Origin of the sequence: Erwinia billingiae Eb661 (assembly GCF_000196615.1) — a bacterium.
Lineage (GTDB): Bacteria > Pseudomonadota > Gammaproteobacteria > Enterobacterales > Enterobacteriaceae > Erwinia > Erwinia billingiae.
In genome coordinates this window covers 4,458,103-4,472,976 of record NC_014306.1, presented here as the reverse complement: position 1 = coordinate 4,472,976, position 14,874 = coordinate 4,458,103, and the positions used below count along the sequence as shown (strand labels likewise).

12 protein-coding genes are annotated in these 14,874 nt (G+C 53.4%); 9 read left to right on the top strand and 3 right to left on the bottom strand.

Annotation, left to right across the window (positions count from 1 at the left end; translation table 11 throughout):
* Nucleotides 1–18: 18 nt before the first annotated feature.
* The 9 genes from nusA (at nucleotide 19) to EBC_RS21680 (ending at nucleotide 11,596) form a co-directional block, all read left to right on the top strand.
* On the top strand, nucleotides 19–1,506 hold the full coding sequence (gene nusA / locus EBC_RS21715) for a transcription termination factor NusA (protein WP_013204017.1): 1,488 nt from the start codon (nucleotides 19–21) through the stop codon (nucleotides 1,504–1,506).
* A 24-nt stretch (nucleotides 1,507–1,530) separates the two neighbouring features.
* Nucleotides 1,531–4,218 (top strand): translation initiation factor IF-2, encoded by a 2,688-nt coding sequence (gene infB / locus EBC_RS21710; RefSeq protein ID WP_013204016.1) that lies wholly within the window; start codon nucleotides 1,531–1,533, stop codon nucleotides 4,216–4,218.
* Between the two features lie 69 nt (nucleotides 4,219–4,287).
* Complete coding sequence (gene rbfA, locus EBC_RS21705; RefSeq protein WP_013204015.1) at nucleotides 4,288–4,704, top strand: 30S ribosome-binding factor RbfA; 417 nt, start codon at nucleotides 4,288–4,290, stop codon at nucleotides 4,702–4,704.
* The gene (gene truB, locus EBC_RS21700; RefSeq protein ID WP_013204014.1) at nucleotides 4,704–5,648 is read left to right on the top strand and encodes a tRNA pseudouridine(55) synthase TruB; all 945 of its coding nucleotides are present in this window, start codon (nucleotides 4,704–4,706) and stop codon (nucleotides 5,646–5,648) included. The genes rbfA and truB overlap by 1 nt, the downstream gene beginning before the upstream one ends.
* 108 nt (nucleotides 5,649–5,756) lie before the next feature.
* Nucleotides 5,757–6,026, top strand: a complete 270-nt coding sequence (gene rpsO / locus EBC_RS21695; protein ID WP_013204013.1) for a 30S ribosomal protein S15 — start codon at nucleotides 5,757–5,759, stop codon at nucleotides 6,024–6,026.
* Nucleotides 6,027–6,326: 300 nt separating this feature from the next.
* A complete protein-coding gene (gene pnp, locus EBC_RS21690) occupies nucleotides 6,327–8,471 on the top strand; it encodes a polyribonucleotide nucleotidyltransferase (protein ID WP_013204012.1) in 2,145 nt (714 codons plus the stop codon).
* 126 nt (nucleotides 8,472–8,597) lie between these two features.
* Nucleotides 8,598–9,482 carry a lipoprotein NlpI gene (gene nlpI, locus EBC_RS21685; RefSeq protein WP_013204011.1) on the top strand — a complete coding sequence of 295 codons (885 nt, stop codon included), beginning with the start codon at nucleotides 8,598–8,600 and terminating at the stop codon, nucleotides 9,480–9,482.
* Between the two features lie 103 nt (nucleotides 9,483–9,585).
* Nucleotides 9,586–9,642: a protein YrbN gene (gene yrbN, locus EBC_RS26365; RefSeq protein WP_151038654.1), complete on the top strand. Its 57-nt coding sequence runs from the start codon at nucleotides 9,586–9,588 to the stop codon at nucleotides 9,640–9,642.
* Between the two features lie 16 nt (nucleotides 9,643–9,658).
* Complete coding sequence (locus EBC_RS21680; protein WP_013204010.1) at nucleotides 9,659–11,596, top strand: DEAD/DEAH family ATP-dependent RNA helicase; 1,938 nt, start codon at nucleotides 9,659–9,661, stop codon at nucleotides 11,594–11,596.
* A 113-nt stretch (nucleotides 11,597–11,709) separates the two neighbouring features.
* Here the strand turns inward: EBC_RS21680 and EBC_RS21675 are convergent, their stop codons facing one another.
* From EBC_RS21675 to ubiU, 3 genes are all read right to left on the bottom strand, one after another.
* A complete protein-coding gene (locus EBC_RS21675; RefSeq protein WP_013204009.1) occupies nucleotides 11,710–12,717 on the bottom strand; it encodes a luciferase-like monooxygenase in 1,008 nt (335 codons plus the stop codon).
* Nucleotides 12,718–12,952: 235 nt separating this feature from the next.
* Nucleotides 12,953–13,831, bottom strand: coding sequence for a U32 family peptidase (locus tag EBC_RS21670; RefSeq protein WP_013204008.1), 879 nt, complete (start codon nucleotides 13,829–13,831; stop codon nucleotides 12,953–12,955).
* A gap of 8 nt (nucleotides 13,832–13,839) precedes the next feature.
* Nucleotides 13,840–14,835 carry a ubiquinone anaerobic biosynthesis protein UbiU gene (ubiU, locus tag EBC_RS21665; protein ID WP_013204007.1) on the bottom strand — a complete coding sequence of 332 codons (996 nt, stop codon included), beginning with the start codon at nucleotides 14,833–14,835 and terminating at the stop codon, nucleotides 13,840–13,842.
* Between the last annotated feature and the right edge of the window lie 39 nt (nucleotides 14,836–14,874).

Here is a 14,874-nt window from a genome sequence, read left to right as displayed (position 1 = left end):
GGATTGAGGCATACCAGGATGAACAAAGAAATCTTAGCTGTAGTTGAGGCTGTGTCGAACGAGAAATCACTCCCGCGCGAAAAGATTTTCGAAGCGCTGGAGAGCGCACTGGCCACGGCGACCAAGAAAAAATACGAGCAGGAAATTGAAGTCCGTGTCAGCATTGACCGCAAAAGCGGCGATTTCGACACCTTCCGCCGTTGGGTTATCGTTGACGAAGTGACTATGCCAACGCGTGAAATCACGCTGGATGCAGCTCGCTACGAAGACGAAGCGCTTAATCTGGGCGAATACGTAGAAGACCAGATCGAATCTGTGACCTTCGACCGTATCACCACCCAAACCGCGAAACAGGTTATCGTGCAGAAAGTGCGCGAAGCTGAACGTGCGATGGTTGTCGATCAGTTCCGTCAGCAGGAAGGTGAGATCATCACCGGCGTGGTTAAGAAAGTTAACCGCGACAACATCTCTCTGGATCTGGGCAGCAACGCAGAAGCCGTCATCATTCGTGAAGACATGCTGCCACGTGAAAACTTCCGTCCGGGCGACCGTATTCGTGGTGTTCTGTACGCAGTGCGTCCAGAAGCGCGCGGTGCTCAGCTGTTTGTCAGCCGTTCCAAGCCGGAAATGCTGATCGAACTGTTCCGCATTGAAGTGCCAGAAATTGGCGAAGAAGTGATTGAGATTAAAGCCGCCGCGCGCGATCCGGGCTCACGTGCCAAGATTGCGGTGAAAACCAACGACAAACGTATCGACCCAGTTGGTGCATGCGTCGGTATGCGTGGTGCGCGAGTTCAGGCAGTATCCAGTGAGCTGGGTGGCGAGCGTATTGATATCGTACTGTGGGATGACAATCCTGCGCAGTTCGTGATCAATGCCATGGCCCCTGCGGATGTTGCCTCTATCGTGGTGGATGAAGATAATCACACCATGGATATCGCTGTTGAAGCCGGTAACCTGGCTCAGGCGATTGGCCGTAATGGTCAAAACGTACGTTTAGCCGCACAGCTGAGTGGCTGGGAGCTAAACGTAATGACGGTCGACGATCTGCAGGCGAAGCACCAGGCTGAAGCCCATGCTGCCATCGACGTCTTTACCAAGCATCTCGATATTGATGAAGACTTTGCTACCGTTCTGGTTGAAGAAGGTTTCTCTTCTCTTGAAGAACTGGCATATGTTCCGATCAACGAGCTGTTGGAAATTGACGGTCTGGATGAAGAGACAGTAGAAGCGCTGCGCGATCGTGCGAAAAATGCGTTAACAACCCTGGCGCTGGCGAAAGAAGAGAGCCTGGGCGACAACCAGCCGGCAGAAGATTTGCTGAATCTGGAAGGTCTTGATCGTGAGCTGGCATTCAAGCTGGCAGCGATTGGCGTCTGTACGCTGGAAGATCTTGCCGAACAGGGTGTTGACGACCTGACAGATATTGAAGGCCTGAACGATGAACAGGCTGGTGAGCTGATTATGGCTGCACGCAATATCTGCTGGTTCGGCGACGACGCGTAATAAACTGTAGCAGGAAGGAACAGCATGACAGATGTAACTGTAAAATCGCTGGCCGCAGAGATTCAGACACCGGTAGAACGCCTGGTACAGCAGTTTGCTGATGCAGGGATCCGCAAGTCTGAAACTGATTCTGTGACGCAGCAGGAAAAAGAAACGCTCCTGACCCATTTGAATCGCGATCATAACGGCGGTTCAGGTAAACTGACTCTGCAGCGCAAGACGCGCAGCACCTTGAATGTTCCCGTTACCGGGGGCAAAAGCAAGTCAGTACAAATTGAAGTCCGCAAAAAGCGCACCTATGTAAAAGGCGATCCTGCAGAAGCTGAACAGGCTGAAGCAGAAGAGCAGGCACAGCGTGAAGCGGAAGAACTGGCTCGTCGTGAGGCTGAAGAAAAAGCCAAGCGTGAAGCCCAAGACAAAGCGAAGCGTGAAGCCGAGGAGCAGGCTAAACGTGAGGCAGCTGATAAAGCCAAACGTGAAGCAGCGGAAAAAGATAAAGTGAGCAATCAACCTACTGATGAAGTAATCCGGGCAACGCAGTCTGACAAAGCCCGTCGCGAAGCAGAAGCTGCAGAACTGAAGCGTAAAGCCGAAGAAGAAGCGCATCGCAAGATTGAAGAAGAAGCGAAGCGCGTAGCGGAAGAGGCTCGTAAAATGGCAGAAGAGAAAGGCACCGAGTGGACTGAGGTTAAAGAAGTTGAAGATACTTCTGATTACCACGTAACCACTTCTACCCACGCCCGTGCGGCTGAAGACGAAAACGATGCGAAGGTTGAAGGCGACCGTCGTACCCGTGCAGTCCGCCCGGCTAAAGCGCCACGCTCCAAGAAAGGCAACAAGCATTCTGAAGCGAAAACTGACCGTGAAGAAGCGCGTGCGCAGGTTCGCGGCGGTAAAGGCGGCAAGCGCAAGCCAAGCACCCTGCAACAGGGCTTCAACAAGCCAGTGCAGGCTGTTAACCGTGACGTGATCATCGGCGAAACCATCAGCGTAGCCGAACTGGCTAACAAGATGGCGGTGAAAGGTTCTCAGGTCATCAAAGCGATGATGAAAATGGGCGCCATGGCCACCATTAACCAGGTTATCGATCAGGAAACTGCCCAGCTGGTAGCGGAAGAAATGGGTCACAAAGTGACGCTGCGCCGTGAGAATGAGCTGGAAGAAGCGGTAATGAGCGATCGTGATACTCATGCGCTGCAGGAATCCCGTGCACCGGTCGTGACCATCATGGGCCACGTTGACCACGGTAAAACCTCTTTGCTGGATTATATTCGCTCCACTAAAATCGCCTCTGGCGAAGCGGGCGGCATTACTCAGCACATCGGTGCATACCACGTTGAAACTGACACCGGTATGATCACCTTCCTGGATACCCCGGGACACGCCGCGTTTACCGCAATGCGTGCTCGTGGTGCTCAGGCGACTGACATCGTTATCCTGGTCGTTGCGGCAGATGATGGCGTGATGCCACAGACTATCGAAGCTATCCAGCACGCAAAAGCGGCGAAAGTGCCGGTTGTTGTTGCGGTGAACAAAGTTGATAAGCCAGATGCCGATCCGGATCGTGTTAAAAACGAACTGACCCAGTACGGAATCATTCCGGAAGAGTGGGGCGGCGAGAACATGTTCGTGAACGTGTCTGCGAAAGCCGGTACCGGTATTGATGACCTGCTTAACGCCATCCTTCTGCAAGCAGAAGTGCTGGAACTGAGCGCGGTTCGTCAGGGTATGGCAAGCGGTGTGGTTATCGAATCCTTCCTGGATAAAGGTCGTGGTCCGGTTGCTACCGTGCTGGTACGTGAAGGTACGCTGAATAAAGGCGATATCGTTCTGTGCGGCTTCGAGTATGGCCGTGTGCGTGCGATGCGTGACGAATTGGGTCGCGAAGTGACTGAAGCTGGTCCTTCGATTCCTGTTGAGATCCTTGGCCTGTCAGGTGTTCCTGCCGCCGGTGATGAAGCAACGGTTGTTCGTGACGAGAAGAAAGCCCGTGAAGTTGCACTGTATCGTCAGGGCAAATTCCGTGAAGTTAAGCTGGCTCGTCAGCAGAAATCTAAACTGGAGAACATGTTTGCGAACATGACCGAAGGTGAAGTATCTGAACTGAACATCGTGCTGAAAGCTGACGTTCAGGGTTCTGTCGAAGCTATCTCCGACTCGCTGCTGAAGCTGTCCACTGATGAAGTGAAAGTGAAAATCGTGGGTTCAGGCGTAGGTGGTATCACCGAAACTGACGCCACGCTGGCCGCGGCTTCTAACGCTATCCTGCTGGGCTTCAACGTGCGTGCCGATGCTTCTGCTCGCCGCGTAGTGGATACCGAAAGTCTGGATCTGCGTTACTACTCCGTGATCTATAATCTGATCGACGAAGTTAAGCAGGCGATGAGCGGTATGCTGGCGCCTGAGTATAAGCATCAGATTACCGGTCTGGCTGAAGTGCGTGACGTGTTCAAATCACCTAAGTTCGGCGCTGTTGCTGGCTGTATGGTGACTGAAGGTAACATCAAACGTCACAACCCAATCCGCGTACTGCGTGACAACGTGGTTATCTACGAAGGCGAGCTGGAATCCCTGCGCCGCTTCAAAGATGACGTCAACGAAGTCCGTAACGGCATGGAATGTGGTATCGGCGTGAAGAACTACAACGATGTGCGTGTTGGCGATATGATCGAAGTCTTCGAGATTATCGAGATCCAACGTACTATCGATTAATGGTCGCCTGAAAACAGTGACTTATTTGGGAGGCCGTTGTGCCTCCCGAATTATTTGGAGAGTATTATTATGGCGAAAGAATTTGGTCGCCCACAGCGTGTCTCTCAGGAATTGCAGAAAGAGATTGCTGTTATTCTGCAGCGTGAGATTAAAGATCCCCGTCTGGGCATGATGGTTACCGTATCAGGCGTCGATTTGTCTCGCGATCTGGCCTATGCCAAAGTATTTGTGACCTTCCTGAACGACAAAGACGAAGACGCTATCAAAGGCGGTCTGCGTGCATTGGGTGATGCTTCTGGCTACATCCGTTCACTGCTGGGTAAAGCGATGCGTCTGCGTATCGTCCCTGAACTGACCTTCTTCTACGACAACTCGTTGGTCGAAGGGATGCGCATGTCTAACCTGGTGACCAATGTGGTCAGAAACGATGTTGAACGTCGTGGACCGCAGGAAGAACAGGAAGAAGAAGACAAGAAGGAAGACTGATGAGCCGTCCTCGTCGTCGCGGACGTGACGTCCACGGTGTTCTGCTGCTGGACAAACCGCAGGGGCTGTCGAGTAATGATGCCCTGCAGAAAGTGAAGCGGTTGTTCACAGCAAACCGTGCTGGCCACACCGGCGCGTTAGATCCTCTGGCGACCGGCATGCTGCCGATCTGCCTTGGCGAAGCCACCAAATTTTCTCAGTATCTACTGGACTCAGATAAACGTTACCGCGTGATTGCCCGTCTGGGTCAGCGCACGGATACGTCTGATGCTGATGGCGCGATTATCAGCGAGCGTCCGGTGACCTTTACTGAAGAACAACTGGCGCAGGCATTGGACAGCTTCCGTGGGGAAACCCAGCAGGTGCCGTCGATGTATTCCGCGCTGAAGTACCAGGGGCGTAAGCTGTACGAATATGCCCGCGAAGGCATTGAAGTCCCGCGTGAAGCCCGCAGCATTACGGTTTACGAGTTACAGTTTATTCGCTGGGAAGGCGATGAGCTGGAGCTGGAAATCCACTGTTCTAAAGGCACCTATATCCGCACCATTACCGACGATCTCGGTGAGATGCTGGGTTGCGGCGCGCACGTTATCTATTTGCGTCGTTTGCAGGTTGCGACCTATCCGATCGCCAGTATGGTGACGCTGGAACAGTTGGCTGAACTGAGTGAAGAAGCTTACCGTACGGAACGCACGCCGGCAGAATTGCTTGATGCGTTGCTGATGCCGATGGACAGCCCGGCAGCCGCGTATCCGGCGGTTAATCTGCCGCTGGCGGTGTCAGCTTACTTCCGCCAGGGCATGCCGGTGCAGGCGGTTAATGCGCCTTCTTCCGGCCTGGTTCGCGTGACGGAAGGTGAAGAGCAGAAGTTTATTGGCATGGCAGAAATTGCCGATGACGGTCGCGTGGCGCCACGCCGTCTGGTTGTAGAATATTCCGACTAGTCATTTGCGTAAGCTTCTGGCTAAGAGTAGAATGGCGCGGCTTTACCATTGGGTTGCTGAATTAGAGATCGGCGCCTGTACATTTATCTTATAATTTGGAGTTGTATCATGTCTCTAAGTGTTGAATCTAAAGCGCAGATCGTAGCTGATTACGGTCGTGACGCGAATGACAGTGGTTCTACCGAAGTTCAGGTTGCTTTGTTGACTGCACAGATTAACCATCTGCAGGGTCACTTCTCTGAGCACAAAAAAGACCACCACAGCCGTCGCGGTCTGCTGCGTATGGTTTCTCAGCGTCGTAAGCTGCTGGATTACCTGAAGCGTAAAGACGTTGCACGTTACACCAGCCTGATCGAGCGTCTGGGTCTGCGTCGCTAGTCTTAGAGTTTGCCAGGTCGTTTCGGTGCATTCTGATGTACCGAAATGATGGGTTGGCAGATTCGTGCGAGTTTCGCTAAAAAGGGGCCTTTATGGCCCCTTTTTTTAGGCGAGCGGCAGCATTTCAAGCCAAACTATTGTATTGTTGCTGGGTGTGATCTTCAGTTGCAGAGGTTCGCGCGGCTAATGAGAGGCTTTGTCCCATAAGGGATTAGGGTTGTCATTAGTCGCGAGGATGCAGATGAGGATTTAAAATTAACGGCAGGGTCAGTGCCTTGCCAGTACGTTAAGGACATAATTTTGCTGAACCCGATCGTAAAAAAATTCCAGTATGGTCAGCATACCGTCACCATTGAGACCGGTATGATGGCTCGCCAGGCAACGGCAGCCGTAATGGTAAGCATGGACGACACCGCTGTGTTCGTTACCGTTGTAGGCAAAAAGACCACTAAGCCAGGCCAGGACTTCTTCCCGCTGACCGTTAACTATCAGGAGCGTACTTATGCTGCTGGTCGTATTCCGGGTAGCTTCTTCCGTCGCGAAGGCCGTCCAAGCGAAGGTGAAACCCTCATCTCTCGTCTGATTGACCGTCCGGTTCGTCCGCTGTTCCCGGAAGGGTTCATCAACGAAGTCCAGATTATTGCCACCGTGGTCTCCGTAAACCCACAGGTTCACCCGGATATCGTGGCATTAATCGGTGCCTCTGCCGCACTGAGCCTGTCAGGTCTGCCTTTCAATGGTCCAATTGGTGCCGCTCGCGTGGGCTACCTTAACGATCAGTACGTGCTGAACCCAACGACCGATGAGCTGAAAGAAAGTAAGCTGGATCTGGTTGTAGCGGGTACTCAGGGCGCGGTTCTGATGGTTGAGTCTGAAGCTGAACTGCTGAGCGAAGATCAGATGCTGGGCGCAGTGGTGTTCGGCCACGAGCAGCAGCAGGTTGTGATCGACCAAATCAACGCGCTGGTTGCCGAAGCAGGTAAACCGCGTTGGGACTGGAAGCCAGAAGCTGTCAACGAATCATTACAGACCCGTATTGCTGCGCTGGCTGAATCTCGCCTGAGCGAAGCTTACCAGATCACTGAAAAACAAGAGCGTTATGCTCAGGTTGGCGTGATCAAGTCTGAAACTACCGCAGCACTGCTGGCGGAAGACGCTAGCCTTGATGACAACGAAATCGGCGATCTCCTGCATGCGCTTGAGAAAAACGTGGTTCGTAGTCGTATCCTGAGCGGCGCTCCGCGTATCGATGGTCGCGAAAAAGACATGATCCGTGGTCTGGATGTGCGCACTGGCGTTCTGCCACGTACTCACGGTTCCGCGCTGTTCACCCGTGGTGAAACTCAGGCACTGGTTACCGCAACGCTGGGCACCGCCCGTGATGCGCAGAACCTGGATGAGCTGATGGGTGAGAAGACCGACAGCTTCCTGTTCCACTACAACTTCCCTCCGTACTGCGTAGGTGAAACTGGCATGGTTGGGTCGCCTAAGCGTCGTGAGATTGGTCACGGTCGTCTGGCTAAGCGTGGCGTACTGGCAGTAATGCCTAAAGCTGACGCGTTCCCTTATACCGTGCGTGTGGTGTCAGAAATCACTGAATCAAACGGCTCTTCTTCAATGGCTTCCGTCTGTGGTGCTTCACTGGCACTGATGGACGCAGGCGTACCAATCAAAGCAGCCGTAGCCGGTATTGCGATGGGTCTGGTAAAAGAAGGCGAGAACTTTGTGGTTCTGTCTGACATCCTGGGTGACGAAGATCATCTGGGCGACATGGACTTCAAAGTAGCCGGTAGCCGTGAAGGTATCACCGCGCTGCAGATGGACATCAAAATTGAAGGTATCACCCGCGAAATCATGCAGGTGGCTCTGAACCAGGCTAAGGGTGCGCGTCTGCACATTCTGGGCGTGATGGAACAGGCTATCAGCACGCCGCGTGGCGACATCTCTCAGTTCGCACCACGTATTCACACGATTAAAATCAGCCCGGACAAGATCAAAGACGTGATCGGGAAAGGCGGTTCTGTGATTCGTGCGCTGACCGAAGAAACCGGCACCACCATCGAAATCGAAGATGATGGCACGGTGAAAATCGCAGCGACCGACGGTGAGAAAGCGAAATATGCTATCCGTCGTATCGAAGAGATCACTGCAGAAATCGAAGTGGGCCGTATCTACAACGGTAAGGTTACCCGCATCGTTGACTTCGGTGCCTTCGTTGCTATCGGTGGTGGCAAAGAAGGTCTGGTTCACATCTCTCAGATCGCTGATAAGCGTGTAGAGAAAGTGACCGACTATCTGCAGATGGGCCAGGAAGTGCCGGTGAAAGTTCTGGAAGTTGATCGCCAGGGCCGCGTACGTCTGAGCATCAAAGAAGCGACTGAGCAGGCTGCAGAGCCTGAAGCAGCCGTGACTCCAGCAGCGCCTGAAGCTCCTGAAGCAGAATAAAGTCAGACCCTTAAGCTCTCCCTGCGAACAGGGAGAGCGGTATCATCGCGAGGACAGGACGACACCTTGTGCACGGCAGGCGGATGAAAGGATATTCATCCCATTGTTTGTCTTTGGGAGTGGGAAATGAAGCCTTTTTTACGCTGGTGTTTCGTTGCGACAGCTTTAACGCTGGCAGGATGCAGCAACTCGGATTGGCGTAAGAACGAGGTTCTGGCTGTTCCGCTGCAGCCTACGCTGCAACAGGAAGTGATTCTGGCACGTATGGAACAAATTCTTGCCAGTCGATCCCTTAGCGATGATGAACGCGCACAGCTGTTATATGAGCGCGGAGTGTTGTATGATAGTTTAGGTTTGAGAGCACTGGCGCGAAATGATTTTTCATTAGCGTTATCTGTCAGACCTGATATGCCTGAAGTATTCAATTACTTAGGCATATACTTAACGCAGGCAGGCAATTTTGATGCTGCCTATGAAGCGTTCGATTCTGTACTTGAGCTTGATCCAACTTACAATTATGCGCATTTAAACCGCGGTATCGCCTTATACTACGGCGGAAGGTATAAATTAGCGCAAGATGATCTGCTGGCGTTTTATCAAGACGATCCTAACGATCCTTTCCGCAGCTTGTGGCTCTATCTCGATGAAAGAGAGATGGACGCAGACAAGGCTAAAGTAGCGCTTCAACAGCGTTACGACAAAGCGGTCAGAGACCAATGGGGATGGAAAATTGTCGAGTTCTACCTGGGAAATATCAGTGAAAGTACACTGATGGACAGTCTCAAGGCAGACGCAACGGATAACACCTCGCTCGCTGAACATCTCAGTGAAACCAACTTCTATTTAGGTAAACATTACCTAAGTCTGGGGGAGAAGGACGACGCAGAAGCGTTGTTCAAGCTGACGGTCGCAAACAACGTTCACAACTTCGTTGAGCACCGATATGCATTGTTGGAGCTGGCCCTACTCGGCCAGACACAAGACGATTTATCAGAATCTGACCAGCAATAGCTGACGAACTACTATCGCCCTTTTTTCGAAATGTCATCATCTTAGCGGATGAGGGCTTTCTTGTTCGTCGAAACCACTAATTTGAGCCGGTTCACACTTTTTGATGAAAATTACTGAATGTTTTCACGACGAGTTATGTAGACTGGCCGCCGCAATCTAAGAGGCACGTGTACTACATGACTGATATTGAAACCACTTTTGCTGACCTTGGCCTGAACGCCGAACTCCTTGAATCTCTGAACGGTATGGGCTACGTGAAGCCTTCTCCAATCCAGGCTGAGTGTATTCCTCACCTGTTGGCAGGCCGTGATGTTCTGGGTATGGCACAGACCGGTAGCGGAAAAACTGCAGCGTTCTCGCTGCCACTGCTAAACAACATTGATAGCTCCCTGAAAGCACCTCAGATCCTGGTGCTGGCACCAACGCGTGAGTTGGCGGTTCAGGTGGGTGAAGCGATTACCGACTTCTCCAAACACATGAAAGGTCTGAACGTGGTTGCCCTTTACGGCGGCCAGCGTTATGACGTTCAGCTGCGCGCTTTGCGCCAGGGTCCACAAGTTGTTGTGGGTACGCCTGGTCGCCTGCTGGATCACCTGAAGCGTGGCACGTTAGATCTGTCTAACCTGCGCGGCCTGGTGTTGGACGAAGCCGATGAAATGCTGCGTATGGGCTTCATCGAAGACGTTGAAACTATCATGGCTCAGATCCCAGACAATCATCAGACTGCTCTGTTCTCTGCAACCATGCCAGAAGCGATTCGTCGTATTACTAAACGCTTTATGAAAGATCCGCAGGAAGTGCGTATCCAGTCAAGCATGACCACTCGCCCTGATATTTCTCAGAGCTACTGGACGGCTTTTGGTCGTAAGACTGATGCACTGACTCGCTTCCTTGAAGCTGAAGATTTTGATGCTGCTATCATCTTCGTGCGTACCAAAAACGCGACGCTGGAAGTTGCTGAAGCGCTGGAGCGTAGCGGTTACAACAGTGCTGCCCTGAACGGTGACATGAACCAGGCCCTGCGTGAGCAGACTCTGGAACGCCTGAAAGATGGTCGTCTGGACATCCTGATTGCGACCGACGTTGCGGCCCGTGGCCTGGACGTTGAGCGTATCAGCCTGGTGGTAAACTTCGACATCCCTATGGATGCAGAATCTTACGTTCACCGTATCGGCCGTACCGGTCGTGCGGGTCGTGCTGGCCGTGCGCTGTTGTTCGTTGAGAACCGTGAGCGTCGTCTGCTGCGTAACATTGAACGCACCATGAAGCTGACCATTCCAGAAGTTGAACTGCCTAACGCAGAACTGCTGGGTGAGCGTCGTCTGGCTAAGTTCGCCGCTAAAGTTCAGCAGCAGCTGGAAAGCAGCGATCTGGAACAGTACCGCGCACTGCTGAGCAAAATGCAGCCTGCAGAAGATGAGCTGGATATCGAAACGCTGGCCGCTGCTCTGCTGAAAATGGCTCAGGGTGAACGTCCTCTGATCGTTCCTGCCGATGCACCTCAGCGTCCTCGTCGTGAGTTCAAAGAGCGTGACGATCGTCGTGGTGACCGTCCAGAGCGTGGTCCTCGTGAAAAAAGTGAAGGTGGCGAGCGTCCAGCCCGTCGCGAACGTCGTGACGTTGGCGATATGGAAGTTTACCGCATTGAAGTTGGCCGCGATGACGGCGTTGAAGTTCGTCACATCGTTGGTGCTATCGCTAACGAAGGCGACATCAGCAGCCGTTACATCGGTAACATCAAACTGTTTGGTACTCACTCAACTATCGAGCTGCCGAAAGGCATGCCGGGTGACATCCTGCAGCACTTCACTCGTACGCGTATTCTGAACAAACCAATGAATATGCAGCTGATTGGCGATGCAGTGCCACACAGCAAAGAGCGTACTGGTGGCGGTGAGCGTCGTGGTCCAGCTCCAGCCCGTGGCGGCTTCGGCGCTGGCAACCGTGAAGGCGGTCGTAGCGATCGTCCTGAAGGTGGTCGTCGCTTCAGCAATGACCGTAACGGTCCAGCTGCTGGTGGAGAGCGTCGTGGCGGCGGTTTCAGCCGTGACGGTGGCAACCGCGGTCCTCGTACCGAAGGTGGCAACGCACCCACTCGTCGTCGTGATGCATAATCACTGACTGACCCATAAAAAAACCAGCCTTCGGGCTGGTTTTTTTTTGCCTGCAATTCGCGGACGCTGCATCAGCGATAAGGGCAGCGAAATCCTGCCCTGCTGCGTGCGGATTACAGCGTGTTATGCGCTTCCATAGCCAGTTCAAACGAGCGCAAACGCGCCTGCTGGTTGTGTATCTGACCATTCACCATGATTTCGTCAGCCTGCGTTTCACGGATCAGTGAAGCCAGTCCCTGACGGACTTTATCCAGATCGCCGACAATTGACATACTCAGCGCCTGCTGCACACCGTACTGCTCTGAAGGTGACCACAGGTTATCCATATTCTCAACCGGAGCAGGCAGCGGGCCTGGCTTACCCCGGCGGAGATTGATGAACTGCTGCTGCATCGAGGTGAACATATAGCGGGCATCCCGTTCGCTATCCGCAGCAACCACATTCACACACACCATCGCATGCGGCTTCTCAAGACGCGCGGACGGCTTAAAGTTTTCACGATAAATATGCAGGGCCTGGAACAACATGTCCGGCGCAAAATGCGACGCAAAGGCAAATGGGATGCCTAGCTGGGCGGAAAGTTGCGCGCTGTATAAGCTGGAACCGAGCAGCCAGACCGGAATTTTCAGCCCCAGCCCTGGCACCGGCTGGACGGCGGGTTGCGCGTCTGGCTCCGCATCAAACCAGGCAATCATCTCGGCGACATCAGACGGGAAGTTATCAACATGGCCGCCCATATGTCGGCGAAGTGCCATCATTGTGCGCTGATCCGAACCCGGCGCGCGGCCCAGTCCCAAATCGATACGGCCAGGGTAAAGCGATTCGAGGGTTCCGAACTGTTCGGCAATCACCAGCGGTGAATGGTTTGGCAACATGACGCCGCCAGAGCCCAGACGCAGCGTGGTGGTATTGGCGGCCAGATAGCCAATCAACACCGACGTCGCCGCACTGGCAATGCCGGTCATGTTGTGGTGTTCAGCCAGCCAGTAACGGTTATAACCTGACTTTTCCGCTTGCTGTGCGAGAGCCAGTGAAGAATGAAACGCATCGCGCGCGGTGGCGCCTTGCGGGATCGGCGCCAGATCGAGAACCGAAAGTGGGACATTTTTTTTATCAGACATAGGTGCTCACTTATTCGAAGGGCGTAAGCCAATACAAATATCTATCCTGGACGATTTCTTCTTAAAAGGATTGGCAGTTTGCAGCACTTTTCAGCAGTGCAAGGCCGCGATTAAAAAAACGCCAACCCAATGGCTCGCGCTCAGGACAGGCTAGTCTGACCAGTATCCTCCATCGTTACCCATATTGAACAGCCTTTATTGGTAGTACGATGATGCGGGCTTTACGCCCGCCGCGTTAGTTGACCAATTCCAGCCCGGCCACTTTCCACCAGTAGCCATTGCACTGCTGGCGGGATATCAAGGTCAGAGGCTGTTTTCCGGTTTCATTATTGCGGAACGCTTCAAGCATCGGCAGGGTATCGCTGCCTTCCGGTGACAGCCGCACAATGTCGACCAGGCCCTGCATCGAAATCAGTTCATTGCCGAGGTTATAGCAGTAGCCGCTCATGGTCTGGATGCCGTTAAGCACAAACACCTGCTGATCTTCCTGCGAGCGCAAGGCTCTGCCCTGGGGATAGTCAATACAGCAGGTCTGACAATCATCTTTCCCGCGGTTTTCCGCTCTGGCCGTAAAGCAGCGGGCGGAATAAGCCAGCGGCAAATGGCCGTAGCTCAGCACCTCAACCTCAAACTGATTTCTGATCCCCAGCGCCTCACACTGGGTGAGTAAATTGACCAGCCATTCACGGGAAAGCTCAACCGGCATGCACCAGCGCATCATGCCCATTTTATGCAGCAGGCGCAGGGTCACGGCGTTATAACAGTTGAGCGCATGTCCGGCGACGAAAGGCAAACCGGCCTCTGAGGCCATATTCACCGTGCCCATATCGTTAGCTTCGATCAGGAACTCGCCGTTATCAACGTACCTTTTCAGCTCGGTCAGTTCAGAGGGTGATTGCAGCAATGCCAGCGTAGTGAGCACCACCTGTTTTCCGCTGCCCGCCAGGTCTTTTGCCATCCCCAGCCAGTCGGCGTGCCTGGTTGCCCGACGCTTGCTGCAAACGGCTTCGCCCAGATAAATAATGTCAGCCGAGCTGGCAGCGGCTGCCTGATAAAAAGCCTGCAACGTCTCTGTTGGCCAGTACCAGAGTACCGGGCCTATTGCGTATTTCATGCTGATCCTTACTGCCATTCACGGTGATAGGCACCGAGCGTGGTTTGAGTGCCTTCGCTAAGCGAACTTAATGCGGTCATCCAACTTTGTTGTGCGCGGAAATTCTGCGGATCAGCCTTGCAGCGATCGATGGCTTGTCGCCAGATACGCGCGATTTGCGCCACATAGGCCGGACTTCTCTGGCGTCCCTCAATTTTCACTGAGGCGATATTTGCCGACAAAAGGGTGGGAAGCAGCTCGAGAGTATTCAGGCTGGTCGGTTCCTCCATGGCGTGATACGGCACATCGCCCACCTTATAACGGCCCTTACACAGCGTCGGATAACCGGCATTTTGACCGGCGTCGTAACGGTCGATCAGCACTTCATTTAAGCGTGACTCAAGTCCGGCGGAGGTTTGCTGCCAACGGACATATTTCGCCGGTGAGCAGGCACCCACGGTGTTCGGCGATTCGCCTGTCAGATAGGAGGAGAGGTAACAGCGACCTTCAGCCATGATGCACAGGCTGCCAAAGGCAAAGACTTCAAGCGGAACGGTTGTCGCGCGCGCCAGCTGGCGAACCTGATGAATGGACAGCACGCGCGGAAGAACCACCCGTGAAACCGCAAAGTTGCGTTGATAGAACTTAATCGCCTCAGCGTTAGTGGCGGATGCCTGCACCGAAACGTGGCGCTCAATCTGCGGATAGCGCTCGGCGGCGTATTCCAGCATTGCGATATCAGCGAGGATCAGCGCATCGACGCCGGCTTCTGCTGCCATATCCACCGCCCGTTCCCAGCGCTGGTAGCCGTCAGGATGGGCAAAAGTATTGATCGCCACATGCAGTTTACGTCTATGCTGATGAACGTAGCGGGACGCTTCCTGCAGACGCTTATCGGTAAAATTGAGCCCGGCAAAATGGCGCGCATTGGTGTCATCTTTCAAGCCGATATATACGGCATCAGCACCATTCTCTATCGCTGCCTTCAGGGCAGGTAAGTTACCTGCAGGACATAGCAATTCCATATCAAAACATTCCGGATAAACAGAAGAGGCGTTGAGTTT